This window comes from Pseudomonas sp. NFPP24, from assembly GCF_900112095.1.
Lineage (GTDB): Bacteria > Pseudomonadota > Gammaproteobacteria > Pseudomonadales > Pseudomonadaceae > Aquipseudomonas > Aquipseudomonas extremorientalis.
The window spans coordinates 323,668-348,979 of sequence record NZ_FOKD01000005.1 but is presented as its reverse complement, the minus strand read 5'-3'; the positions used below and the strand labels follow the sequence as shown (position 1 = coordinate 348,979).

Here is a 25,312-nt window from a genome sequence, read left to right as displayed (position 1 = left end):
ATTCTGGCGCGGTGCGTCATTGCGATCCATGGAAATGAGGCTTTAGGCAAATGCTCAAGAATGCACCACTGCGTCTGAAACTGTTGTTGATCCTGCTGCTGCCCATGCTCGGGTTCCTGACATTGGCCGGCGTGTTCGTGGTGGACAACTACAAGACGCTGCGCGACATGGACGCCACGGTGACGGCCAGCGCCACCGCGCAGAAGCTGAGCCGACTCATCACCACGCTACAACGTGAGCGTGGTGCCAGCGGGGTTTTCCTGGGCAGTGGTGGCCAGTCGATGGGCGACAGGATGTTGCAGATGCGCCAGGACTCCAGCGCGGCGGTCGAGGTGGTACGCGGCTTGAGGGCGTCGGGTGGTGCGAGCCTGGATGGCGTGCAGCGTGCCTTGGACCAACTGCCGGCGACCCGTGCACAGATCGACAAGCTGGGCATCAATAGCACCGAATCCGGCGCGCGCTACACCGAGATCATCCAGGCCCTGGTGGGGTATACCCATTCCCTGGAGGCCAGCGTCAACAACGCAACCCTGGTCTATGCCCTCGGCGCGTTGAACCAATTCATCGAAATGAAAGAGCGCGCCGGACGCGAGCGCGTGATACTGGGGCTGGTATTCAATCAGGATCGCTTTGATGCGACGCTGCTGTCACGCTTCAGCCGTAACCTGGGTGAGTTCAATGCCTACTACGATGCGTTCCGCCGCAAGGCACCGGTAGCCACGCTTCAACAGTTCGATGAGCAGATGCAAAACCCCGCCGCCGTGGAAGTCGGCAAACTGCAACGCCTGGCATTTGAGGTGCCGATGGGGCAGGCGCTGGGCATCAAGCCAGAGGCGTGGTTTGAAACCTCCACTCGACGCATCGACCTGATGAGCCAAGTGGAAGAAACCCTGGGCCAAAGTGTCAGCGACCTGGCGAAGCATGAACGCGATGCCGCCAGTCGTGCCCTGTGGTTGACCCTGGGCGCGGTGGTGGTGGCGCTGTTGGCGGTTGTGGTGTTGTCCTGGCTGATTATCTGCATGATCGGCTCGGCGGTGCGCGACCTGAACCGGGTGCTGAACGACCTGGCGCAGCGCGACCTCACGGCACGGGCGACGTACCAGAGCCGCGACGAATTCGGCCAGATCTCACACAACCTCAACCGCATGGCGCAAGAGATCAGTGGCGTCGTGCAGGAAATCGGCAACGCCACCGCCCAAGTGGCGACGGCGGCGGAGGAGTCCTCCACGGTCACGATCCAGACCAGCCAGAGCGTCGAGCAGCAACGCCAGAGCACCGAGCTGGTGGCGACGGCGATCAACCAGATGAGTGCCACCGTGCGCGAAGTGGCGCACAGCACCAACGATGCGGCGCAGATGTCGCAACGGGTCAATACCAGCACCGCACAAGGGCGTGCCGAAATAGAAAGCACCATCGCACTGATCCGCCAGCTCTCGGGGCAGGCCGAGGAAACCGCGCTGATCATTGGCGATCTCAAGCAGGAAAGCGACGGCATTTCCACTGTGCTTGACGTTATTCGGGGCATCGCCGAGCAAACCAATCTGCTGGCCTTGAATGCGGCGATCGAAGCGGCGCGGGCCGGCGATCACGGCCGTGGGTTCGCGGTGGTGGCGTCCGAAGTCCGTGTGCTTGCGCAGAAGACCCAGGAGTCCACGGGCAGTATTCAACAGATGATCAGCAACCTGCAGACCGGCTCCGACCGTGCGGCCACGTCCATGCAAGAAACCCTGGGTAAGGCGCAGGACGGTGCGAGCAAGGTGGAACGAGCGGGTGAGTTGCTGCAAGAGATCGCCGAAGGGGTGTCGGGGATCAGTGATCGCAACATGCAGATCGCATCGGCCGCCGAAGAGCAGAGTGCGGTCTCGGAGGACATCAACCGCAACGTCAACGAGATCAATGACCTGGTGATCCAGGTCAGTGCCGGGGCTGAACAGACGGCCGCTACCAGCCAGGAGCTGGCGCGCCTGGCCGAGCAGCAGCAACGCCTGGTCAATCGTTTCAAGGTGGCCTGATCGACTGGCGTGCAGCGCGCCCCGCCGAGTGCAGCCACCTGCATCACGGGGCTTTGGTTAAGCGAAATCTTCCTCGAAGTGTTCCCGCTCGCCACGCGTATCGCCCTGGCGCCGCACCACCTCCATCTGGCGCAGCTCCACGCGGCGGATCTTGCCGGAGATGGTCTTGGGCAGTTCGCTGACGAACTCGATACGCCGCACCCGTTTGTACGGCGCCAGGTGCTCGCGGGCAAAAGCCAGGATGTGCCGGGCCAGCTCGGCGTCGCCCGCAGCATCGTGGGCCAGGATCAGGAACGCCTTGGGCACCGCCAGGCGCAGCGGGTCTGGGCTCGGCACCACGGCCACTTCCATGACCGCCGGGTGTTCGATCAAGGCGCTTTCCAGCTCGAACGGGCTGATGCGGTAGTCGGAGGCCTTGAACACGTCGTCGGCGCGACCGACGAAGGTGATGTAGCCGTCGGCGTCGACCTGCGCGGTGTCGCCGGTGCGGTAGTAGCCGTCACGCATGACCTCGGCGGTTTTCTCCGGGCTGTCTTCGTAGCAGAGCATCAGCCCGAGAGGGCGCACGTCCAGGGGCAGGGCGACTTCGCCTTCGCTGCCGGGATTGCCATCCGGGTCGAGCAAGGCCACCTTGTAGCCCGGCAGCGGACGGCCCATGGAACCGGGCTTGAGCACCTGACCTGGGGTATTGCCCACCAGCGCGGTGGTTTCCGATTGGCCGAAACCGTCGCGCAACGGCAGGCCCCAGGCGTGCTGGATCTGCTCGATGATTTCCGGGTTCAGCGGCTCACCGGCGCCTACCAGTTCGCGCAGGCTCAGGCGCGATTTATAGCTGGCAAGATCCTCCTGGATCAGCATGCGCCATACCGTGGGCGGCGCACACAGGCTGGTCACGCCGTAGCGTTCCAAGGCACTGAGCAGGGCCGGCGCGCTGAACCGCGCGACGTTATGGATAAAGATGCACGCACCGGCATTCCAGGGGGCGAACAGGCAACTCCAGGCATGCTTGGCCCAACCGGGCGAGGAGATATTCAGGTGCAGATCGCCCGGCTGCAGGCCAATCCAGTACATGGTCGACAGGTGGCCCACCGGGTAACTCTGGTGGCTGTGCAGCACCATCTTCGGTTTGGACGTGGTGCCGGAGGTGAAATAGAGCAGCATCGGGTCGGTGGCCAGGGTGCGGCCTTCGGCCTCGAACTGATCGGGGTATTCAAAGGCGGCGTTGTGGGCGACCCAACCCTGCGGTGCCGCGCCCACACAGATGCGGTTGCAACCGTCTGCCAGCCCGTCGAATTTAGGTACGTGGGCCTCGCCGACCACCAGATGGCGCACCTGCCCGCGCTCGATGCGGTCGCGCAGGTCGTCGGGGTTCAGCAGGGCGGTGGCGGGAATGACCACGGCGCCGAGCTTGAACGCGGCGAGCATGGTGTCCCACAGCGCCACATCGTTGCCGAGCATCAATAGCACCCGGTCACCGCGACGTACACCGAGTGCGCGCAAGTGATTGGCCACCTGGTTGGAGCGCGTGGCCAGTTGCTGGAAGCTGTAGCGTTGCTCACTGCCGTCTTCCTCGACGATCCACAGCGCATGCGCCGCATTGCCCTCGGCCATCGTGTCGAAATAGTCCAAGGCCCAGTTGAATGCATCCAGTTGCGGCCAACGGAAGTCCCGGACGGCAGTGGCGTAGTCGGTGCGGTGAGCGAGCAGAAAATCCCGAGCGGCCAGGAAGGGCTGGGTCATGGTGGCTGTCCTTAATTATTGTTGTGGGGACTGACCCTCGGTTTAGCCGAGAGGCTGGATCGAGTATAGGCACGCATAAATCAGAGCAGAACGCCCAAAAACACCGGTGCGTTGTGCAAAAAAGTCATGGGTGTCGCGCCAGGCAGCGGTGAGATTGACGATTGAGACGTAAAAGTCCAAGATGGAATTATAAGTACAAAATAGCGCGATTCATCTCTTTCTCACTCTTGCCAAACCAACAACAACTTGCGAGACCACGATCATGCAGAAATGCTCCCTCATTACCGCCCTGGCCTTGAGCCTGCTTGCATCCGGCCCCTTGGTCGCCGCCGAGAAAACCCTGCGCATCGGTATCGAGGCGGCTTACCCACCGTTCGCCTCCAAGACCGAGGAAGGCAAGATCGTCGGGTTCGACTACGACATCGGCAATGCGCTGTGCACGCAGATGAAGGTCAAGTGCGTGTGGGTCGAAGGTGAGTTCGACGGTCTGATTCCGTCCCTCAAGGTCAAGAAAATCGACATGGCGCTGTCGTCCATGACCATCAACGAAGACCGCAAGAAGTCGGTGGATTTCACCCACAAGTACTACTTCACCTCATCGCGCCTGGTGATGAAGGAGGGGGCGGTGGTGGATGACCAGTACGCCAGCCTCAAGGGCAAGACGGTGGGGGTGCAGCGTGCGACCACCACGGATCGCTACGCCACCGAGGTGTTCGAGCCCAAGGGCATCAACGTCAGGCGCTATGGCAATAACGAAGAGATCTACATGGACCTGGCTGCCGGGCGGCTGGATGCGATCTTTGCCGACACCATCCCCTTGAATGATTTCCTGCAGATGCCCCGTGGCAAGGGCTACGCGTTTGTCGGCCCGGAACTCAAGGACCCGAAATACGTGGGCGAGGGCGCGGGCATCGCGGTACGCAAGGGCAATACTGAATTGGTCAGCCAGTTGAATGCGGCCATTGACGGCATTCGCGCCAGTGGCGAGTACCAGAAGATTTCGCAACAGTACTTCAAGGCCGATATCTACGGCGATTGAGAGGTACACGCGCGCTGTCGCGCGGCCAATTAGAACCCCTGAGGCCAACGGACTTGTTGCGGCGAGCGGGCTTGCTGTGGCGAGCGGGCTTGCCCCGCGTTGGACTGCGTAGCAGGCCCATCTTTGGGGTCGCTTCGCAACCCAACGCGGGGCAAGCCCGCTCGCCACAAAATGCGGTCGTGCGCACCTCAGCCCTTCAGTTCCTTCAGATGCTTGTAGACCGTCGCCCGCCCCATGCCCAGCACATTGGCCACATAGTTCGACGCGCTCTTGCCCTTGAACGCCCCCTCGGCGTGCAGGGCCAGCACCAGCTCACGCTTGTGGTCGCGGGTCAGCACATTCAGGCTCAACTGCCGCTCGCGCATCCAGGCATGCAAAAACGTGTTGATGCGCTCCTGCCAGTCATCACGAAACAACGAGTCCGGCTGCGGGATCAGCTTGCTCGGCGACAGGAACAGGTCCAGCGCCGCCTTGGCGTTTTCAAACAGTGAAATATTCAGGTTGATGCACAGCACCGCCAGGCGTCGGCCCTTGTGGTCGTGCAGCACGGTGCTCAGGCTGCGGATTTTCTGGCCATCCCAGTTGAGCTTTTCGTACGGGCCGATATTGACCTCGCTGACGTCGGCGTCGAGCATGTCCTCCAGCGCCGAGTCATCGCCGATGCTGCGCTTGGACAGGTTATTGGCGATGTAATCGACTTTTTGCGAGCGCAGGTCATGCAGCACCGCTTCGGCGTGGGGGAAGAACAGCGTGGCGATGGCGTCGGCCATCGCGCGGAAGTTCTGCATGACGGTGTCTTGTTCAGCGGTGTTCATCAATGGGGCTCCAGGCGGGCAGGGGAGAGCATACCAGCGTCGAGGCCGAAGCGTGTCAGCGCCTCCGGCAGCGCTGCGCCGCGCACCAGTGCGGCACTGGCCTGGCCCATGGCCGGTGAGGTCTGGATGCCATAACCGCCCTGTGCCGCGACCCAGAACAGCCCCGGTACCACCGGATCAAAACCCGCGAGCAGATCACCGTCGTGCACGAAGCTGCGCAGGCCGGCCCAGGTGCGGGTCGGGCGGCGGATGGTCAGGGTGGTGGCTTCTTCGATCTGGTAGATGCCCATGGCGATATCCAGCTCTTCGGGCTGAATATCCTGAGGCGCCACCGGGTCGGCATTGGCTGGGGAGCCGAGGAACATGCCGGCGTCGGGTTTCATGTAGAAGGATTCGTCCAGCGCCACCAGCATCGGCCAGCGGTGGCTGTCGACGCCGTCGGGGCCGGCGAAGATGAACGCCGAACGTCGCTTGGGCTGCAAGCCGATGGACGCGGCCCCGGCGAGACCGCCGATGTGGTCGGCCCAGGCGCCGGCGGCGTTGATGATGACCGGCGCGGTGTAGGTTGTGTCCTGGGTTTGCACCTGCCAGACGCCGTCGCTGTCGCGGCTCAAGCCAAGTACGTGGCTATCGGTATGCACCTGGCCACCGTTGCGGCGGATACCGCGCAGGTAGCCCTGGTGCAGGGCGTCGGTGTCGATGTCGCTGGCGGTGGGGTCATACAGTGCACCGTGGACTTTTTCCCGGCGCAGGATCGGCAACTTCGCACAGGCCTCGTCGGCGCTGAGCAATTCGACCTCGGCCACGGTGGCCTTGGCGCTCTGGTACTGGGTGTTCAACTCGGCCGCATCGCCGATGAAGTCCACGGTCATTTCGCCCCGGGGCGTGAGCAACGGGTGTTCGCAGAAACCGGGCGGCGGGTTATCGAAAAACGCCCGGCTGGCCAGGGTCAGCGCCCGCACCTGCGGGGTGCCGTAGGCGGCGGTAAACAGTGCCGCCGAACGTCCGGTGGAGTGATAGGCCGGGTGGCTTTCGCGCTCAAGCACCCGCACCTTGCCGTGCTGCGACAACCAGAACCCCGTGGAGGCGCCGGCAATACCGCCGCCGATGATGATGAAATCTGCGTGGTTCATAGCTCTCTCCAGAGGGCATTGGCCAGGGCGATGTCTTCCAGGCCCAGGCCGATGGAGCGGAAGAATACATGACGGTCGTAGGTCGGAGGTTGCACCCATTCGCTGAGCAGTTCGGGCAAGTCCCCCACGATGGCACGCGGGTCCCACCCGTGTTGCTCGGCGGCGATCAGCATGTCACCCGCCGCGCCCGGGGTGGTCTGGCGATAGTCGCAGAACACCTGCATCGCGTTGAGGCTGTGGGGCGGCACTTCATGGGCGCGGGGCGCATTGGTGCTGATCGAGGTAATCAGCGCCGGTTTGCTCAAGCGGGCAGGGTCGAGCACCGGCCCGGCCGACGAGGTGCACAGCAGGATCACATCGGCGTCGTCCACGGCCGCCTCGCAGCTGTCGGCGATGACCACCCGTGGGTCCAGGTTTTTGAGGTGGGCGATAGCCTCGGCGCTGGCGTGGGCCAGGCTGGGGGAAAACAGGCTGATGTGCTGCCAGTCACGCAGTTGCTTGATGTAGTGCAAATGCGCCTGCGCCACCTTGCCGCTGCCAATGATCGCCAGGCGCCTTGCTGATAAAGGCGCCAATGCTTCCACCGCCAGCGCTGTGGTGGCCGCAGTGCGGGCCGTGGTCAGTTCGGCCGCATCGCACAACAGCAGGGGTTGGCCGGTCTGCATCGACATCAACAAGGTCCACGCGGTCACCAGTGGCCCTTGCTCACCCACGATATAGGGCGAGGTCTTGACCCCGTACACCCCATCCTCGGCCAGCACGCCCAGGTAGTTGATAAAGTCGCCGGCGGCGTGCGGGAACTCCACCAGTTGCTGCGCTGGCTGCACGGCTTGCCCGGCCGCCAGGTCCTGGAACAGCTTGCGCAGGATCTGCGGCACATCGACTTTTCCGAGCAATTCGCGGGCCTGGGCCTGGTGGATCACATGGGGTGTGCTGGACATGGGGTTCTCCGCAAGTAAACTAATTTGTCTATTATGGACTTTTAGTTTCGTTGGGCAAGCGTAAAAGATCACCCCGTAAAGCGAAACCCTCCCGACAATTCAGTTTTCAGAAACCCCACCAACGCACTCACCGCCTTAGGCACATGGGGCGAATACGGTCGGATCAGGTAGATCTCATTGGCGAATGCGCCCTTGAGCGTCCAGCCCTTGAGCACCTGCACCAGCTTGCCGCCGGCCAGGGCGGCGTGGGCGCTGAAGTCGGGGAGCAGGGCGATGCCCAAGTGATTGAGGGCCGCATCGCGCAGGGCTTCGCTGTTGTTGGTGGCGAAGCTGCCGGCGATGGGCACGGTGAGGCGTTCGACGTTTTTAGTGCCACGCTCGAAGGTCCAGGCCGGCTGGTCGGCGCCGCGAGGGTAGAACAGGCAGTTATGGGCGCACAGGTCATTGGGTTCGCGAGGCTCGCCGTGGCGTTGCAGGTATTCCCGGGTGGCGACCAGCACCGAGCCGGTGTCGCACAGCTTCCAGGCCACATGGGTTTCCGGCACCTGGAAGCCGTGGCGCACGGCCAGGTCGTAGCCTTCGGCGGCCAGTGAACTCAGGGCGTCGGACACGTCCAGTTGAATGCGCACCTGCGGGTACTGTTGCAGGAATTCCGACAAGTGCGGCACCAATTGCTGACGGGCGAACGCCACCGGCGCGGTCAGCCGTACCAGCCCGCGAATCTCGCCAACCGAGTCGCGTACCGAGGAAAAGCTGCGGGCGATCTGCTCATAGGCGCTGCGCACTTCACGGGTCAACGACAGCCCCGCATCGGTCAGCCTGACGCTGCGCGTGGTGCGGGTGACCAGCCGCGTGCCGGTGGCTTTTTCCAGGTCGGAAATACGCTGGCTCACCGCCGACTTGCTCACGCCCAGGCGTGCGGCGGCGGCGGTGTAGGTGCCTTGTTCCTCCAGCACCGACAGCCAGTGGATATGGGTCCACAGCCCTTCGATCTCGGATTTTTCCATGGGTGGATTGTTCGCTATGCTGGACAATAAGTTCTGGATTCTGCTCTGGTTTGGAACAAATCGAAAGCCTATCGTGGTCCCCAACGCTATCCACCTGGGATCTACTGCCATGACCACCACCATCGAGCACTACATCAACGACCAGCGCGTGTCCCGCGACGATCGCTATCAGGATGTCTACAACCCGGCCACCGGCGAAAAGACCGGCCGCGTCGCCCTGGCCAGCCGCCAGACCGTGTCCGAAGCCGTCGCCGCCGCCCAGGCCGCGTTCGCCGGTTGGGCCGACACCCCGCCGATCCGCCGTGCCCGCGTGCTGTTCGAATACCTGCACCTGCTGCGTGAGCGCAAGGACGACCTGGCGCGCATCATCGTCGCCGAACACGGCAAGGTCTTCACCGACGCCCAGGGTGAAGTGGATCGTGGCATCGATATCCTGGAGTTCGCCTGCGGCATCCCCAACCTGCTCAAGGGCGAGCATTCCGACCAGGTTTCCCGTGGCATGGACAACTGGACGATGCGCCAACCGCTGGGCGTGGTGGCGGGTGTCACGCCGTTCAACTTCCCGGTGATGGTGCCGATGTGGATGTACCCGATCGCCATCGCGGCGGGCAACACCTTCATCCTCAAGCCAAGCCCCACCGACCCGAGCGCCTCGCTGTTCATGGCCGAACTGCTGCGCGAAGCCGGCCTGCCCAAAGGCGTGTTCAACGTGGTGCAGGGCGACAAGGAATCGGTGGATGCGCTGATCGAGCACCCGGACGTCAAGGCCGTGAGCTTTGTTGGCTCCACGCCGATTGCCCAGTACATCTACGAGACCGGTGCGCGCAACGGCAAGCGCGTGCAAGGCCTGGGCGGCGCAAAAAACCACATGGTAGTAATGCCCGACGCCGATCTCGACAAAACCGTCGACGCCTTGATGGGCGCCGCCTACGGCAGTGCCGGCGAACGCTGCATGGCCATCTCCGTGGCGGTGCTGGTGGGCGATGTGGGCGACAAAGTCATCGCGGCGCTGACCGAGCGCGCCAGGCACCTGCGCATCACCGACGGCCGCGACCTCAAGGCCGAGATGGGCCCGATTGTGTCCCGCGCCGCCCTGGAGCGCATCAGCGGCTACATCGAACAAGGCGTGCAGGCCGGCGCGCAGTTGCTGCTCGATGGGCGCGACTATGTGCCCACCGAGGCCGGCCTGGAAAATGGCTTCTGGCTCGGCGCGACCCTGTTCGACCACGTGACCCAAGAGATGAGCATCTACCGCGAAGAGATCTTCGGCCCGGTACTGGCGTGCGTGCGCGTGAATGACTTTGCCGAGGCGATCAAGCTGGTCAACGACCACGAATTCGGCAACGGCGTCAGCTGCTTTACCCGCGACGGCCACATCGCCCGCGAATTCGCACGGCGCATTGAAGTGGGCATGGTCGGCATCAACGTGCCGATCCCGGTGCCGATGGCCTGGCATGGCTTTGGTGGTTGGAAGAAGAGTTTGTTCGGCGACATGCACGCCTATGGCACCGAGGGCGTGCGCTTCTATACCAAGCAAAAGTCGATCATGCAGCGCTGGTCGGAAAGCATCGAGCAGGGCGCGGAGTTTGCGATGCCGGTGTCCAAATAACGGGCAAAAGAACACAGCAGGGCAAATGTGGGAGGGGCTTGCCCCCTCCCACTTTCGATTGTTTTCCACTTGAGGGTTGACGGTCGTGCGAATGCACAATACTGTATATAAACACAGTGTTTAAGCGCTGATCGACCAACACCGGCAACCTCAGTCCTGCCAGACACTGTGTGCAAGTTAACGGATTAACTTGATGCACAGGCTCGTCTTACCGAGCCATTTTTATTGATAGAGAGGGAACTCATGTCCTACCCAGAAAGCAGACTCACCGGTCTGATCGGTTTCGCCCAAGCGGCAAAAGTGACAGGTGGCTGGTCCGGCCCCGTGGTCAGTATCACCACGCTCGATCAACTCAAGGCCAATATCGGCGACACCACCCCACGGGTACTGGTGATCAACAGTAATATCTCGGCGTCGAGCCTGACCAAAGTCAACATGGGCGCCAACAAGACCCTGATTGGCTCGTTCCAGAACCGCACCCTGGAGAATATTCACCTGCGTGCAACGGCGCAGTCGCAGAACATCATTCTGCAGAATCTTATCTTCAAGCACTCGGCAAGTATCAAGGCCAATGACGATATCCAGGTCTACTTGAACTACGGCAGCAAGTATTGGATTGACCATTGCTCTTTCGTCGGGCACAGCTGGTCCACCACTGACGGCAGCGAAGATAAACTGCTGTATATCGGGGAAAAGGTCGATTATGCCACCATCAGTCACTGCTTCTTTGGCAGTCATAAGTATGGTCTGATCTTCGGTCACCCGGCGGATGATAATAATGCCGCGTTCAATGGCTACCCACGCCTGACACTGTGCCATAACCGCTTCGACAACATGGAAGTGCGTGCGCCTGGCTTGATGCGTTACGGTTATTTTCATGTGTACAACAACTACATCAATAACTTCCACCTCGGTTTTACCCTGGCACAAAATGCCAACATCCTTTCTGAAAGTAATTACTTTGGCGAAGGCAGCCAGAATAAAGGCATGTTGGATGACAAGGGCACCGGGACCTTCACCGACATCAACAGTGTGCCGCCAATCACTAATCAGAAGTCGCCCAAGGCGCAGTGGACGGCCTCATCCAACTATGGCTATACCTTGAAGACCGCCGCACAAGCCAAGGATTTTACCCAGAAGAATGCCGGCGCCCAGTCGGTTGCACTGGTCTTTGGTAGTTGATTAGCTAGCTTTCTACTTAGTGATCAATTAATGCGAGTGCCACTGTATTTATATCAAGGATATAAATACAGTGATGGCCTTTCTAATCTAAATAATTCTTCATATTGCGACAGGCAGGCTTCCATGTTAAACCTTGTTTCGCACTTGCAGAGCCAACTATCCCTTGCTCTTTCAGCCACTATCAAGTTGTTGGCTGTCATGTGCTATTTAATCTTCGCTTGTCACTTAAGCGTCAGCAAAAGGACATCATCATGAAACATGCGAATCACACACCCACTCGCTGGACACGGGCCGATGCGCTGAAAGTTAATGAGAATGACCCGACGACGACACAGCCGTTAGTGAGTCCTGACTTTCCTGTCATGAGTGACACGGTCTTTATCTGGGACACCATGCCCTTGCGTGAACTGGATGGTACGGTGGTATCGGTCAATGGCTGGTCAGTGATCTTCACCCTGACGGCTGATCGTCGCCCCCATGATCCACAATTCATCAACGCCGATGGCCGTTACGACATCAAGCGCGACTGGGAAGACCGCCATGGCCATGCGCGTATCTGCTACTGGTATTCGCGCACCGGCAAGGACTGGATCTTCGGCGGCCGTGTCATGGCCGAAGGGGTTTCGCCGACCACGCGGGAATGGGCAGGTACACCGATCCTGCTGAATAACAACGGCGATATCGACCTGTATTACACCTGCGTCACACCGGGCGCCACCATTGCCAAAGTCAGGGGCCAGGTGGTCACCTCGGATACCGGCGTGACCCTGCGGGGCTTTGATCAGGTCAAATCGTTGTTTGATGCCGACGGTATCTATTACCAAACCGAAGCGCAAAATTCGACTTGGAACTTTCGCGATCCCAGCCCCTTTATCGATCCAAAAGATGGCAGGTTGTACATGGTGTTCGAAGGCAACGTTGCCGGCGAGCGCGGGACACACGAAGTAGGCCCGAATGAAATAGGCCTGGTGCCGCCCGGGCATGAAGATGTCGGCGGTGCGCGTTATCAGGTCGGCTGCATCGGCATTGCGGTGGCCAAAGACCTCAACGGTGACGAGTGGGAGATTTTGCCACCGCTGGTGACCGCCGTTGGTGTGAACGACCAGACCGAACGGCCGCACTATGTGTTCCAGGACAACAAGTACTACCTGTTCACCATCAGTCACAAGTTCACCTACGCGGACGGCGTGACGGGCCCGGATGGTGTGTATGGTTTCGTCAGCGACCGGCTGTTCGGCCCTTACACACCGATGAACGCCTCCGGCCTGGTGCTCGGCAATCCGCCTTCGCAGCCCTTCCAGACATACTCCCACTGTGTAATGCCCAACGGCCTCGTGACATCGTTTATCGACAGTGTGCCCACCACTGGCGATGACTACCGTATCGGCGGCACCGAAGCGCCGACGGTCAGGATTGTGTTGAAGGGCGATCGTTCGTTTGTGCAGGAGGCTTATGACTATGGCTACATCCCGGCGATGCGCGATGTAGTGTTGAGCCAGTGACTGCCGTGCAATCGTCAGCCTGATCATCTGGTGTAAACCGATGCAAAAGTGGGAGGGGGCTTGCCTCCTCCCACTTTTTTAACCGCAATCCAGTTCGGTGGCCGAAGCACTGTCGAGCAAGCTGGCGATGTAGAGCAGGGTGTGTCAGTGCGAGCATGTTTAATTGATGAATAAATAAACTAATGGATGGTTTAATTGGTGATGGGAATTTCCTTCGGATGGTATTCGTCTTACAAACGCAGCCTACAGTATTATCGGTAGGACTTAGTTGCTGGTTTGCTGGCGGTTTTTTTTTATCGTGCAGGAACGCTCTACAGTGAGCGTTTAAGATGTGTGATACAAAATCATGAGGTGTTTTGGCTTGACAAATTTATGTGCGGATAAATAATTTAATCGCTTGCTTTAAAAGGTGTGAAATCATTTTTTTATAAAAACAAGGATGAAAATGATGGATGCTCAAAATTCAGTAAAAAACAGATCAAATGAAAGGCTCTCTAAGAATGAGATTTATAGAGTATGCGAGGCCGGTTACAACGAGGTGGCTAATGCAATTGTCCGGCATGCCGCGCTTAGGGAACTTGAAAAATTCGGCGAGATTATCTCTGCTCGTCCTCTGACGCATCAGGGTATGGCCTTGTTTTTTGGCACCCTTTGGGCTTTTTTTAAAGACGTGCCTGCGGGAATCGTTGCGTTGGCTGCACGTGTTACGGATGAATGGATCAAGGAGGATATGTGGAATGGCACAGCCAAGGCTGCGCATATTCTTTATGCTTCGGTTGATGAGTATGGTCTGCACCAGCATAGTAAACATATGCTGCCTACCCATCATCAGATGTTTAAACAACTGACGACTCATCTGGGGCTTTCCGATGCTGATCTGTTTAATCCGTCTAACGTACTCCCAGAGGGTACTGCGATGGGGAATAACACGCATAGGATGTACCGCTCCGAGTTTTTGGGCGAAGCGTTGGGTTTTCATTTGGCTTCGGAAATGACCTCGTCCAGAGAGTTTCAGTACTTTCTTGAAGGGTTTAAAAAATACGCCCGTGAGTATGGCTTGGTGGATGAGGAAGACCCGGTCTTGGCGTTCTTCGCTATCCACTGCGAAGTCGAACCCATGCACGTAGCGACCGGGCGGGAGATCGTAATTTCATACTTGGAGAAAAACCCAGGTATCGCTCCACAAGCCATGCGCGGTGCGATGGCATTCATGGACGGTTTTGAACATATGTTTTCGGCACTTAATCGTCGCCTTGCCGACCCGCAGAGTCTTTGAATTCTGGAGATTGTCTACATGTATAAGTCTTATGAGTGTCAGATCTGTCACTACGTTTATTCCGAGGCATTGGGTGAGCTTCTAGTCGACGTTGAGGCAGGAACAAGGTGGGGCGAGCTAGACGACAATTTTCAGTGTCCGCACTGTCGGGCAAAGAAAAAAATGTTCAGAGAGATTGTGAGGTAAATGCACGACTTTCTGAGTGCAATGCTATTTTCGACACTGCTTTCAATAAGCGTTGGACCGATAGCCTTGATCATTCTAAGGCAGTCCATCGTCTTTGGCTTTCGCAGTGCATTGCCCGCAGCCCTGGGGGCGGCAGTTGCCGACGCGGTATTTGCAGCTGTCGCCTTTACAGGCTTGAAGGTGGTCGAAGCATTTTGGGTCGACAATCATCAGCTATTGACGTGGGGAGCGATTGCCTACCTCCTTTATCTTGGTGTTACCACATTCAAGAACGCTGCTGGCACGATGCAGATAACGTGCACCGCAGGATTTGTACCGGTCTTTTTACTGACGTTGACTAGCCCGTTCACCATTGCGGCGATTTCTTCCTATGCCATCGCCAGCGGCGCCCAGCTTCAGGGGCAGGGAATCTACTGGAATTTGCTGGGTGTTCTAGTGGGCTCGTTTCTCGGGCAAATGTTGTATGCAGCAGGGGGTGGGGGGATGAAGAAGCTGTTTGCTGAACGTTCAGGTTTTGGTGTGCTCAATCGAGCGAGCGGGGTGTGTCTGATTGGATTTGCGGGCTGGCAGATGGCTTGTGCTCTATCGCTATAGGCTTGCCCCCGATGGCGGTGGATGAGTCAGCTAGAGGTAAGCTGACTCATCCACCGCCATCGGGGCGAGCCACCTCCCACATTAATCCTGCGTTCCTAGCGCCGACCTGTGCGGGTACTCACATCCACCCAAACCGCCAGCACCAGAATGCTGCCCTTCACGATCATCTGCCAGTAACTGTCCACATCCAGCATCGACATGCCGTTATCCAGGCTGGTAATCACCAACGCCCCGAGCAATGCGCCATACACCGTGCCCGAGCCGCCGCGCATCGATGTGCCGCCGATAAAACACGCGGCTATGGCATCCAGCTCACCCATGTTACCCGCCGACGGCGAGCCGGCAGCCAGGCGAGCGGTGTTGACCAATCCGGCGAGCGCGCACATCACGCCCATGATGCCGAAGATCCACAGTTTCACTGCCTGCACGTTGATGCCCGACAGGCGCGTGGCTTCCATATTGCTGCCCACCGCGTACACCCGGCGGCCGAACACGGTCTGGCTGGTGACGTAGCTGAATACACCGAGCAGTACCAGCAACAGCAGCACCGGCACGGGGATGCCGTCGTAGCTGTTGAGGGTGGTGACAAACCCGGCCAGCACCGCGCCGATCACCACCACGCGCAGCACATCACGCACCAATGAATGCGCAGCCAGGCCATGCAGTGCGCGGTTGCGCCGTTGTTTCCAGGTGAGGAACAGGGTCAGGGCAAACAGTAAGACACCGAGGCCGATCCCGACCGAATGGGGCAAATACCCTTGGCCCACATACACCAAGGAAGGCGACACCGGCGCAATGGTGGTACCGCCCGTGATCCCCAGGAGAATCCCGCGAAACGCCAACATCCCCCCCAGGCCAACGATAAACGACGGGATACGCAGGTAGGCCGTCATGTAGCCGTTGGCCAACCCGATCATCAAGCCGCACAGGGCAACCAGGCTCAGGTTCGCCAACAGCGGCACGTGATACACCACGTCCAGGATCGCCGCCAACCCGCCCAGCAAGCCGAGCAACGAGCCCACCGACAAATCGATCTCGCCACTGATGATCACCAGCACCATGCCGCACGCTAGGATCCCGGTGATCGACATCTGCCGCAGCAGGTTGGACAGGTTGCGCGGTGTAAGGAAGCCCCCCTCGGTCTGCCAACTGAAAAACAGCCAGATCACCGCCACGGCGATCACCAGGGCAAGCATTTTGTAGCGGGTAAACAGCTGTTTGAGCTGATTCATCTACGCGGTCTTCCGATCATTATTATTGTGTTGGCTGAGCGCCGCGGCGAGCACCTGTTCCTGGGTGAGCCCGTCATTGATGAAGTCGCCGCGCAACTGGCCGTCGCCGATCACCAGCACGCGGTCGGATACGCCGAGTACTTCGGCCAGCTCCGAGGAGACCATGATGATCGACACTCCCTCGGCCGCCAGCGCACCCATCAATTTGTAGATCTCATACTTGGCGCCCACGTCCACCCCGCGTGTGGGCTCATCGAGGATCAGCACGCGAGGCCTGGCCATCAGCATTTTCGCCAGCACGGCCTTTTGCTGGTTGCCACCGGACAGGCTGGTGATCGGCAGGAACGGGCTGGCGGTCTTGAGGTGCAGGCGTGCAATCTGCTGGTCGATGCTGCCCAGTTCGGCTTCGGCGTCGATGCGCGTCAGGTGCGCGTAGGTGTCGAGTACCGCCAGGGTGATGTTCTGGCCCACGCCGAAGTCGGGAATGATGCCCTGGCGCTTGCGGTCCTCGGGCACCATGCACAGCCCGGCGCGGATCGATTTGAGCGGGGTGCGCGTGTCGATCACCTGGCCGTCCAGCCACACCTCGGCACTGTAGCGACCGGGGTAGGCGCCGAACAGTGCCGACACCAGCTCTGTGCGCCCGGCACCGACCAGCCCGGCAATGCCGAGGATTTCCCCGCGCTTGAGCACAAAGGACACATCGTCCACGCGCTTGCGCCTGGGGTTGTCGACGTCATGGCAGGTGACGTTGCGTGCCTCGAAAATCACCTCGCCCACCGCATGGGGTGCGGTGGGGTAGAGGTTGCTCATCTCGCGGCCGACCATCTGGGTGATGATTTGTGCGATGTCCATGTCGGCCATGGCGGTGGTCGCGATGTGCTTGCCGTCGCGGATCACCGCAACGGTGTCGCACACCGCCGCCACTTCATCGAGCTTGTGGGAGATGTACACGCAGGCCACGCCCTTGGCCTTGAGGCCGCGGATGATGTCCAGCAGCACCTCGATTTCCGAGCGGGTCAGGGCCGAGGAGGGCTCGTCGAGAATCAGCAGCCGCGCCTGTTTGTTCAGGGCCTTGGCGATTTCCACCAGTTGCTGGTGGCCGCCGCCGTACTGCGACACCGGCAGCGCCACGTTCATGTCCGGCACCTTGAGCTCGCGCATCAAGGCTTCGGCGCGGTGGAACATCGCCGGGTAGTTCATCCGCCCGCCCGGCAGGGTCAGTTCATGACCCATGAAGATGTTTTCGGCCACCGACAGGTCGGGCACCAGGGTCAGTTCCTGGTGGATGATCACGATACCGGCCGCTTCGGTTTCGCTGATCGACTGGGCCTTGAGCGGCTGCCCGTCCCAGAGAATTTCGCCGTCCCAGGTGCCGTGGGGATACACCGCCGACAGCACCTTCATCAAGGTGGATTTACCGGCACCGTTCTCGCCGCACAGGCCGACGCATTCTCCCGGCCGCACCTTGATATCGATGCCGTTCAGCGCGTTGACCCCGCCAAAGCGTTTGACGATGCCGTTCATTTGCAGCAGGTAGTCGGCCATGGCGCTTACTGCCCGGCCATCTGCTCTTTGGTGTAGAACCCGTCTTTCTCCAGCAGGTCGATGTTCGCCTTGGTCAGCGGGGTCGGGGTGAGCAGGATGGTGTCGACCTTTTTGCTGCCGTTGTCGTACTGCGAGCTGTAGGTGGGTTGCTCATTGCGCGCCAGTTGCACCGAGAGTTTGGCGGCTTCGCTGGCGATCAGCTTGAGCGGCTTGTACACGGTCATGGTCTGGGTGCCGTCGATCACGCGCTTGACCGCCGCCAGGTCGGCATCCTGGCCGGAGATCGGCACCTTGCCTGCCAGTTTCTGCGCGGCCAGGGCCTGGATCGCACCGCCGGCGGTGGCGTCGTTGGAGGCGACGATGGCGTCGATCTTGTTGTTGTTCCGGGTCAGGGCGTTTTCGACAATACTCAGGGCTTCGGTGGGGTTCCATTCCTTGACCCACTGCTGACCGACCACCTTGATATCGCCCTTGTCGATGGCCGGTTGCAGCACTTTCATCTGGCCTTCGCGCAGCACCTTGGCGTTGTTGTCGGTGGGCGCGCCGCCGAGCAGGAAGTAGTTGCCCTTGGGCGCCGCTTGCAGCACGCCGCTGGCCTGCATTTCGCCGACCTTTTCGTTATCGAAGGAGATGTAGGCGTCGATGTCCGCATTCAGGATCAGGCGGTCATAGGACACCACCTTGATCCCGGCTTTCTTGGCTTCGGCGACGGCGTTGGTGAGCACGGTGGCGTTGAACGGTACGATGACGATCACATCGACGCCGCGGGAAATCAGGTTTTCGATCTGGGAGATCTGTTTTTGCTCGTTGGCATCGGCGGATTGCACGAAGACTTTGGCGTCGAGTTTCTCTGCGGCGGCGACGAAGTAGTCGCGGTCGCGGGACCAGCGTTCCAGGCGCAAGTCATCGATGGAGAAGCCGATCTTCGGGTGGGCCGAGTCGGCCAGCACCGGCAGGGCGAACAGGGCAAGGGCAGTGGCGATGAGGGTGCGTTTCATGGTTATGCGTCCTTTTATTGTTGTTGGAAAGACTCTAGGCAAACACCGTACTTGTGGCGATGAAGCGTGTTGTGGCAAGTGAGCTGTTGTGGCGAGCGGGCTTGCCCCGCGTTGGGGCGCGAAGCGGCCCCTTTCCTGGCGACATGTTTTCACCTGACACACCTAGGCGCCTGGTTCTGGGGCTGCTTCGCAGCCCAACGCGGGGCAAGCCCGCTCGCCACAACAAGCCAGCTCGCCACAAGAAAAACCCGCATGTCACACAGTCAGCGGTAGATAAAGCGATTCACAATACCTTCCAGCATCTCTTGCCGACCACTCACCGCCTGCGGGTTCAGCTCATGGGCAAAGGCATGCTCGGCCAGGGATTCCAGGCTGAATTCCCCCGCCAGCACCGCCTGGCCCAGCGGCTGCTGCCAGCCGGCGTAACGCTGGTCCTTGAACTGCTGCAACCGGTCGTTCTCGACCATGGCCGCCGCCCGCTCCAGCGCCAGCGCCAACACATCCATGGCCGCCACATGCCCGTGGAACAGGTCCACTTCATCGAGGCTCTGGCGGCGTACCTTGGAATCGAAATTGTAGCCGCCATTCTTGAAACCCCCGGCCTTGAGGATTTCATAAGTGGCCAGGGTCATTTCCTCGACGCTGTTGGGGAACTGGTCGGTGTCCCAGCCGTTCTGCGGGTCGCCACGGTTGGCGTCGATGCTGCCGAAAATCCCGAGGGACACGGCGGTGGCGATCTCATGATGAAAGCTGTGCCCGGCCAGGGTCGCGTGGTTGGCCTCAATGTTGACCTTGATCTCATGCTCCAGGCCGAACTCATGCAGGAAGCCGAACACGGTGGCGCTGTCGTAATCGTATTGATGTTTGGTCGGCTCCTGGGGCTTGGGCTCGATCAGCAGGTCGCCCTTGAAGCCGATCTTGTGCTTGTGCTCTACCACCATGCGCATAAAGCGTCCGAGCTGTTCGCGTTCGCGCTTGAGGTCGGTGTTGAGCAGGGTTTCATAGCCTTCACGGCCGCCCCACAGTACATAGTTGGCGCCTTTGAGCCGCAGCGTCGCGTTCATCGCGCTGAACACCTGGGCGGCGGCGTAGGCAAACACCTCCGGGTCTGGGTTGCTCGCGGCGCCGGCGGCAAAGCGTGGGTTGCTGAAGCAGTTGGCGGTGCCCCACAGCAGTTTGATGCCGGTCTGTTCCTGATGGCGTTCCAGGTGGTCGACCATCTGCGCAAAGTGATTGCGGTATTCCTTCAGCGAGCTGCCTTCGGGGGCGACGTCCGTGTCGTGAAAGCTGTAGTAGTCGATGCCCAGCTTGGTGAAAAACTCGAAGGCCGCATCGGCCTTGCCGATGGCCAGATCCATCGGCTCGCCACTGCGTTGCCATGGCCGTTTGAAGGTGCCCACGCCAAACATATCCGCCCCTGGCCAGACGAAGGTGTGCCAATAACAGGCGGCCATGCGCAGGTGTTCGCGCATGGGTTTGCCGAGGATGATTTTATTGGCGTCGTAATGGCGAAAGGCGAGGGCAGAGTCGCTGCTGGGGCCTTCGAAGCGAACCTTCTCGACACCGGGGAAGTACGGCATGGCGTTTTCCTTATTGTTCTTGGCGGTGCCCCGATACTAGCAACGGCCAATGGGCTGCCGATTATGAAAATCACCAAGGGAGGGTGCGATTTTGAGTGGCAGGGTCTAGGCTGTTGCGACCGGCCCCAGGACAACAACAATGAAAACCCTACCGCCCGTGCACCGCATCGCCTTGCTGTTCAACGGCAGCAAAATCTACGACCGTGGCATCATCGCCGGGATCGGCAATTACCTGAGCAGTACCCGCGCGTCCTGGGACTTGTTCCTTGAAGAGGACTTCCTGTGCCGCCTCAAAGGCATTGAGCGCTGGCAGGGCGACGGCATCATCGCCGACTTCGACGACCCGCTGATCGGCGAGGCGCTGGCCGGCAGCAAGGTGCCGGTGGTGGCAGTGGGCGGTTCTTATGAGGATGCGCGCGCCTACCCCAAGGGCATTCCCTATGTGGCCACCGACAATGCGGCCTTGATGAAGCTGGCCTATGAACATTTGATCGAGGCCGGTGTGACGCGGTTCGCCTGTTTCAGCCTGCCCGAAGCCCAGGCCAATCGCTGGGCCCAGGAGCGCGAAAAGGCCTTCAAGCGCTTGCTGCAACGCGATGGCTTGCCAGTGCAGATCTATCGCGGCCTGGGCACCAGTGCGCCGCTGTGGGACAGCGCGGTGGAGCAGCAGATCGCCTGGCTGCAAAGCCTGCCCAAGCCCATCGGGATCATTGCGGTCACCGACGCCCGCGCCCGGCAACTGCTGCAAGCCTGTCTAACCGCCGGCATCGCGGTGCCGGAAGAGGTGGCGCTGATCGGTATCGACAACGACCCACTGACCCGCACCCTCACGCGCGTGCCGTTGAGTTCGGTGATCCAGGGCACCGAAACCATGGGCCGCACCGCCGCCGCGCTGTTGCACCAGATGCTGCATGGCAAGCCTTGCACCGGCACGCAGGTGCTGGTGCCGCCGGATGCGATCAACGTGCAGGCGTCGAGCCTGCACCAACCCTTGGGCAACCCTTATGTGATGCAGGCGTTGCTGTTTATCCGCCAATACGCCTGCCAGGGCATCAAGACGGCGCAGGTGGCGGCCTATGTCGGCGTGTCGCGTTCATCGCTGGAATCGCACTTTCGCAAGGCGCGCGGGTGCAGTGTGCACGACGAGATCCTGCGCTTCAAACTCGCCAGCGCCGCCAAGGGCTTGCAGGGCAACCACCTGGCGATTGCCGACATCGCCCAGCAGTGCGGCTTCAAGTCGGCGCAGTACCTGCACACCGTGTTCCGCCGCGAGTTCGGCTGCACGCCACGGGAATACCAGCACAGCCATTAGAAACTTTGCAGGCATCGCCCATTCGCCGCTGGACTTGCACCGTACAGACTAGGGAGAATGGTTTTTTGTGGCGTAAATGGAAGCTCCCATGACCGACAGTGCCCAGCGTGCCGCCAGCGACATCGACCTGATGACCGAAGTGGCCATGCTTTATTACCTCGACAACATCACCCAGGAAGCCATTGCCAAGCGCTTCGACCTGTCGCGGGTCAAGGTCAGCCGCTTGCTCAAGCGCGCCCGTGATGAAGGGGTGGTGGAGGTGCGGGTGTTGCAGCATCCGGCCCTGAACACGGAGTTGGAGCAGGCGCTGGTCGAGCGTTTCCAGTTGGACCGCGCCTTGATCGCGGTCGACCACGGCGACCCCGACACCCAGCGCTCGGCCGTGGCCAGCCTGGTGGCCAACTACCTGAACAAGACCCTCAGCGACGGCATGATCGTCGCCGTCGGCATGGGCCGCAACGTGGGCGCCGTGGCCGAGAACGTGTTCCTGCCGGTGACGCGCAACTGCACCTTCGTTTGCGCCATCGGCGGCTCGCTCAAGGCCGGCGAATACATGAACCCCGACCATATCTGCCGGCGCCTGGCCCTGCGTTTCGGCGCCGAGAGCGAAACCCTGTACGCCCCGGCCCTGGTGGCCAACCCGGAACTGCGCAGCGTGCTGATCAACAACGACACCGTGCGCTCCACCCTCGACCGTGCGCGCCGCGCCGATATCGCCTTGATCGGCATCGGCGACATGAGCGAGAACAGCAACATGGTGCGCATGGGCTGGTTCTCGCCCCAGGAAATCGCCCAGGCCCGGGTGTCCGGTACGGTCGGTGACATGATGGGCTACGACTTCATCGACATCCACGGCCAGCCGGCGGTCAACGCCATGCAGGGCCGGGTGATCGGCCTGACGGTACAGGAGCTGGTGCGCATTCCCGACGTGGTAGCGATTGCCAGCGAAAACACCAAGGCGGCGGCCACCCTCGGTGCGTTGCGCTCCGGGGTGATCAACACCCTGGCGACGACCGTCTCGAATGCCTACACGATCCTTGCCCTGGATGATGCAACGCGCCGCTAGGTGACATCTTATATGTGGTGAGCCCGCTCGCCACAGAAAGCCCCGTCCACCAAAGAGGCTGTGTAGGGCAAACCCGCTCCCACACCTAGGCCACCAACCGCGCCTCAACCGATTCGGCAAGGTTGGTCAGGATCAGGCAGCACGACACCGCGCCCGCATCCAGTACTCCCAGGGAGCGCTCCCCCAGGCGGCTGGCGCGGCCGATCTTGGCCACCAGGTCGCGGGTGGAATCACGGCCCTGGGACGCGGCGCTTTTCATCCGGTGCAAGGCTTCGCGGAACGTCGCGCCGCTGGCCTGGGCCTGTTCGAACGCCTCGACCGCTGGAATCAACGTATCCATCAGGCACTTGTCACCCACGCCGGCGTCGCTGATGTCTTGCAGTGAGGTCAGGCCGCCACGCAGGAGCCTGGCGAAGGTCGCCCCATCGATGCTATCGCGGCCGCGCACTTCGTCGGCCATGCCGATAAACAGGCTGCCATACAGCGGGCCCATGGAGCCGCCGATGCCTTCCATCAACGCCAGGGTCAGTTCGTCCAGCGCCTCGGCCAGGGACAGTTCGCGGCCCTCCAGGGTCTTGCCGCAGCGCGAGAATCCCTTGGCCATGTTGATGCCGTGGTCGCCGTCGCCGATGGCGCCGTCCACTTCACTGAGGTATTCGCGGTTGGCGACGATGATCGACACCAGGTTGGTGACGATGGCGCTGCCGGTGTTGCTCGGGAAATGTTCGCTCATGCTTCACTCCGACTGGGTCATGCCGATGGAGCGGCAAGGTTGGTCGATCAAACGGCTCAGCTCGGCGTCGAGGCCAAGCAGGGTCAGGGTCACGCCCATCATTTCCAGGGACGTGAAATAGTTGCCCACGTAACAGCGGTGTATGCGCAGGCCCTTGGCGCGCAGTTGGCGCTCGACCTCGGCGTAGAAAATATACAGCTCCATCACCGGCGTGGCGCCCAGGCCCGAGACCAGCACCACCACGCTCTGGTCCTGGGTGAAGTCGCGGTCTGCCAGGATCGGCGCAAGCATGCGCTCGGCCATGGCGGCGGCGGACTCCACTGGCACCACTTCGATACCGGGTTCGCCATGGTGGCCGATGCCCAGTTCCATCAGGCCGTCGGCAATCTGGAAGTTGGGTTTGCCTACCGCCGGAATGGTGCAGGGCGTGAGCCCCACGCCGATGGAGCGGCAATGGTCCACGGCCTTCTGCGCCACGCGGATCACGCCGTCAAGGTCGTAGCTCTGGGCGGCGGCGGCACCGCCGATCTTCCACATGAAGATCTCGCCGGCCACGCCACGCCGCTTGGCGATTTCGGCGAGCGGGGCGGAGGCCACGTCGTCGTTGGCCACCACGGTGCGGATGTTCATGGCTTTGCTGGCGGCCATTTTCATCGCCAGCTTCACGTTCATGTTGTCGCCGGCATAGTTGCCATACAGGCACGCCACGCCCGCGCCCTGGTCGGCGGCACGGAACGCGTCGAAGAAGCTCTTGGCGGTGGGCGAAGAGAAAATCTCGCCCACCGCCACCGCATCCACCAGCCCCGGGCCGACATAGCCTAGAAACGCCGGCTCGTGCCCCGAACCGCCGCCGGTGACAATACCGACCTGGCCGGCCGGTGAGGACGTGCGTTTGCGGATGACCCGTGGGTTGCTCTCGTACTGCACCAGTTCCGGGTGCGCCAGGAGGATGCCCGCGAGCATGTCCTCGACCACCAGGTCCGCATCATTGATGACTCGATTCATTGGGTGTTTCCTTGTTCTTATTCGTCTGGAATCGGCTTACTGAATGCTGTAGCCGCCGTCGATCACTACGTTTTCCCCGGTGATCATCCTGGCCGCGTCGCTGACCAGGTAGAGCACCAGGCCGGCGATTTCTTCCGGCTGGGCGAAGCGCCCCACCGGGATCTGCAATTTGGCCCGTTCGCCCAGTTCGCCCGCCCAGGCTTTCTTGCCCAGGGCGGTCTCGACGATGGTCGGTGACACGGCGTTGACGTTGATGCCGTGGGGCGCCCATTCCATGGCCAGCACCTTGGTCATGCCGACCACGGCGGCCTTGCTCGCGCAGTAGGCCACATGACGGTCCAGGCCGATGACGGCGGCCTGGGAGGCAAGGTTGACGATACGCCCGCCGCCTTGTTCGATCATGTAGCGGGCACAGGCCTGCGCCACGAAGAAGCTGGCCTTGAGGTTGATGTCCAGGGTGGTGTCCCAGGCGTTTTCATCCACGTCCAGGGCCTTGTCGAGCAGCGCGACCCCCGCGCTGTTGACCAGGTAATCGATGCGCCCGAGCCCGGCAGCGGCCTGGTCGACGACGGCCTGCAGCGAATCGAGCTGGCGCAGGTCAGCCACCAGCCCCACATGACCCGCGCCGAGGCTGGCAGCCACTTCGACCACCGCCGGGTCACGGTCCAGCAACGCCACCCGGGCGCCGCGCTCCACCAGCAACTGGGCACAGGCCAGGCCGATACCGGCGGCGCCCCCGGTGATCACGGCGCAACGGCCGGTGAGGTCGAACGCCTGGTTCCAGAAATTGGACATTGCACAC

22 protein-coding genes are annotated in these 25,312 nt (G+C 61.0%); 10 read left to right on the top strand and 12 right to left on the bottom strand.

The genetic code is table 11. The features are described 5' to 3' along the window. The first annotated feature begins 50 nt into the window (after positions 1 to 50). Positions 51 to 2,012, top strand: coding sequence for a methyl-accepting chemotaxis protein (locus tag BM026_RS13200; protein WP_093528905.1), 1,962 nt, complete (start codon positions 51 to 53; stop codon positions 2,010 to 2,012). A 57-nt stretch (positions 2,013 to 2,069) separates the two neighbouring features. On the opposite strand, the gene BM026_RS13195 is transcribed toward BM026_RS13200, so the two are convergent. Continuing rightward, positions 2,070 to 3,752, bottom strand: a complete 1,683-nt coding sequence (locus tag BM026_RS13195) for an AMP-binding protein (protein WP_093513758.1) — start codon at positions 3,750 to 3,752, stop codon at positions 2,070 to 2,072. 262 nt (positions 3,753 to 4,014) lie between these two features. Between BM026_RS13195 and BM026_RS13190 the strand changes: the two genes are divergently transcribed. Continuing rightward, positions 4,015 to 4,791: an ABC transporter substrate-binding protein gene (locus BM026_RS13190; protein ID WP_093528902.1), complete on the top strand. Its 777-nt coding sequence runs from the start codon at positions 4,015 to 4,017 to the stop codon at positions 4,789 to 4,791. A gap of 188 nt (positions 4,792 to 4,979) precedes the next feature. On the opposite strand, the gene BM026_RS13185 is transcribed toward BM026_RS13190, so the two are convergent. The 4 genes from BM026_RS13185 to BM026_RS13170 all read right to left on the bottom strand — a co-directional run bounded on the left by BM026_RS13185 (position 4,980) and on the right by BM026_RS13170 (position 8,687). Further along, positions 4,980 to 5,606, bottom strand: coding sequence for a helix-turn-helix transcriptional regulator (locus tag BM026_RS13185; RefSeq protein ID WP_071491497.1), 627 nt, complete (start codon positions 5,604 to 5,606; stop codon positions 4,980 to 4,982). Then, positions 5,606 to 6,739 carry an NAD(P)/FAD-dependent oxidoreductase gene (locus BM026_RS13180; protein WP_092246096.1) on the bottom strand — a complete coding sequence of 378 codons (1,134 nt, stop codon included), beginning with the start codon at positions 6,737 to 6,739 and terminating at the stop codon, positions 5,606 to 5,608. The genes BM026_RS13185 and BM026_RS13180 overlap by 1 nt, the downstream gene beginning before the upstream one ends. After that, on the bottom strand, positions 6,736 to 7,680 hold the full coding sequence (locus tag BM026_RS13175) for an ornithine cyclodeaminase family protein (protein ID WP_093127964.1): 945 nt from the start codon (positions 7,678 to 7,680) through the stop codon (positions 6,736 to 6,738). The genes BM026_RS13180 and BM026_RS13175 overlap by 4 nt, the downstream gene beginning before the upstream one ends. A 68-nt stretch (positions 7,681 to 7,748) precedes the next feature. Next, the gene (locus BM026_RS13170; RefSeq protein ID WP_092246090.1) at positions 7,749 to 8,687 is read right to left on the bottom strand and encodes a LysR family transcriptional regulator; all 939 of its coding nucleotides are present in this window, start codon (positions 8,685 to 8,687) and stop codon (positions 7,749 to 7,751) included. A 109-nt stretch (positions 8,688 to 8,796) separates the two neighbouring features. On the opposite strand from BM026_RS13170, the gene BM026_RS13165 reads away from it, so the two are divergent. The 6 genes from BM026_RS13165 to BM026_RS13140 all read left to right on the top strand — a co-directional run bounded on the left by BM026_RS13165 (position 8,797) and on the right by BM026_RS13140 (position 15,036). Beyond that, positions 8,797 to 10,296, top strand: coding sequence for a CoA-acylating methylmalonate-semialdehyde dehydrogenase (locus BM026_RS13165; RefSeq protein WP_092246087.1), 1,500 nt, complete (start codon positions 8,797 to 8,799; stop codon positions 10,294 to 10,296). A 243-nt stretch (positions 10,297 to 10,539) separates the two neighbouring features. Then, positions 10,540 to 11,478, top strand: coding sequence for a pectate lyase family protein (locus BM026_RS13160; RefSeq protein ID WP_093528899.1), 939 nt, complete (start codon positions 10,540 to 10,542; stop codon positions 11,476 to 11,478). A 251-nt stretch (positions 11,479 to 11,729) separates the two neighbouring features. Then, the gene (locus BM026_RS13155) at positions 11,730 to 12,980 is read left to right on the top strand and encodes a glycoside hydrolase family 68 protein (protein ID WP_071491491.1); all 1,251 of its coding nucleotides are present in this window, start codon (positions 11,730 to 11,732) and stop codon (positions 12,978 to 12,980) included. A gap of 445 nt (positions 12,981 to 13,425) precedes the next feature. Further along, positions 13,426 to 14,256 (top strand): iron-containing redox enzyme family protein, encoded by an 831-nt coding sequence (locus tag BM026_RS13150; RefSeq protein ID WP_256575420.1) that lies wholly within the window; start codon positions 13,426 to 13,428, stop codon positions 14,254 to 14,256. An 18-nt stretch (positions 14,257 to 14,274) separates the two neighbouring features. Then, positions 14,275 to 14,442 carry a rubredoxin gene (locus BM026_RS29580; RefSeq protein WP_081049337.1) on the top strand — a complete coding sequence of 56 codons (168 nt, stop codon included), beginning with the start codon at positions 14,275 to 14,277 and terminating at the stop codon, positions 14,440 to 14,442. After that, complete coding sequence (locus BM026_RS13140; protein WP_092246078.1) at positions 14,443 to 15,036, top strand: LysE family translocator; 594 nt, start codon at positions 14,443 to 14,445, stop codon at positions 15,034 to 15,036. 95 nt (positions 15,037 to 15,131) lie between these two features. On the opposite strand, the gene BM026_RS13135 is transcribed toward BM026_RS13140, so the two are convergent. The 4 genes from BM026_RS13135 to xylA form a co-directional block, all read right to left on the bottom strand. After that, complete coding sequence (locus tag BM026_RS13135; protein WP_092246075.1) at positions 15,132 to 16,268, bottom strand: sugar ABC transporter permease; 1,137 nt, start codon at positions 16,266 to 16,268, stop codon at positions 15,132 to 15,134. Continuing rightward, the gene (gene xylG / locus BM026_RS13130; protein ID WP_093513753.1) at positions 16,269 to 17,816 is read right to left on the bottom strand and encodes a D-xylose ABC transporter ATP-binding protein; all 1,548 of its coding nucleotides are present in this window, start codon (positions 17,814 to 17,816) and stop codon (positions 16,269 to 16,271) included. Between the two features lie 5 nt (positions 17,817 to 17,821). After that, positions 17,822 to 18,814 carry a D-xylose ABC transporter substrate-binding protein gene (xylF, locus tag BM026_RS13125; RefSeq protein WP_071491486.1) on the bottom strand — a complete coding sequence of 331 codons (993 nt, stop codon included), beginning with the start codon at positions 18,812 to 18,814 and terminating at the stop codon, positions 17,822 to 17,824. 263 nt (positions 18,815 to 19,077) lie between these two features. Further along, a complete protein-coding gene (gene xylA, locus BM026_RS13120; RefSeq protein WP_071491485.1) occupies positions 19,078 to 20,394 on the bottom strand; it encodes a xylose isomerase in 1,317 nt (438 codons plus the stop codon). A gap of 139 nt (positions 20,395 to 20,533) precedes the next feature. Between xylA and BM026_RS13115 the strand changes: the two genes are divergently transcribed. Next, the gene (locus BM026_RS13115; RefSeq protein WP_058427030.1) at positions 20,534 to 21,706 is read left to right on the top strand and encodes a XylR family transcriptional regulator; all 1,173 of its coding nucleotides are present in this window, start codon (positions 20,534 to 20,536) and stop codon (positions 21,704 to 21,706) included. A gap of 88 nt (positions 21,707 to 21,794) precedes the next feature. Then, complete coding sequence (locus BM026_RS13110) at positions 21,795 to 22,772, top strand: sugar-binding transcriptional regulator (RefSeq protein WP_093513751.1); 978 nt, start codon at positions 21,795 to 21,797, stop codon at positions 22,770 to 22,772. Positions 22,773 to 22,857: 85 nt separating this feature from the next. Here BM026_RS13110 and dhaL read toward each other — a convergent pair whose 3' ends face one another. From dhaL to BM026_RS13095, 3 genes are read right to left on the bottom strand one after another with little or no spacing between them, the layout of a single operon-like run. Continuing rightward, positions 22,858 to 23,505, bottom strand: coding sequence for a dihydroxyacetone kinase subunit DhaL (gene dhaL / locus BM026_RS13105; protein ID WP_071491482.1), 648 nt, complete (start codon positions 23,503 to 23,505; stop codon positions 22,858 to 22,860). 3 nt (positions 23,506 to 23,508) lie between these two features. Continuing rightward, on the bottom strand, positions 23,509 to 24,510 hold the full coding sequence (locus BM026_RS13100; protein ID WP_093528896.1) for a dihydroxyacetone kinase subunit DhaK: 1,002 nt from the start codon (positions 24,508 to 24,510) through the stop codon (positions 23,509 to 23,511). A gap of 36 nt (positions 24,511 to 24,546) precedes the next feature. Continuing rightward, the gene (locus BM026_RS13095) at positions 24,547 to 25,305 is read right to left on the bottom strand and encodes an SDR family oxidoreductase (protein WP_071494914.1); all 759 of its coding nucleotides are present in this window, start codon (positions 25,303 to 25,305) and stop codon (positions 24,547 to 24,549) included. Between the last annotated feature and the right edge of the window lie 7 nt (positions 25,306 to 25,312).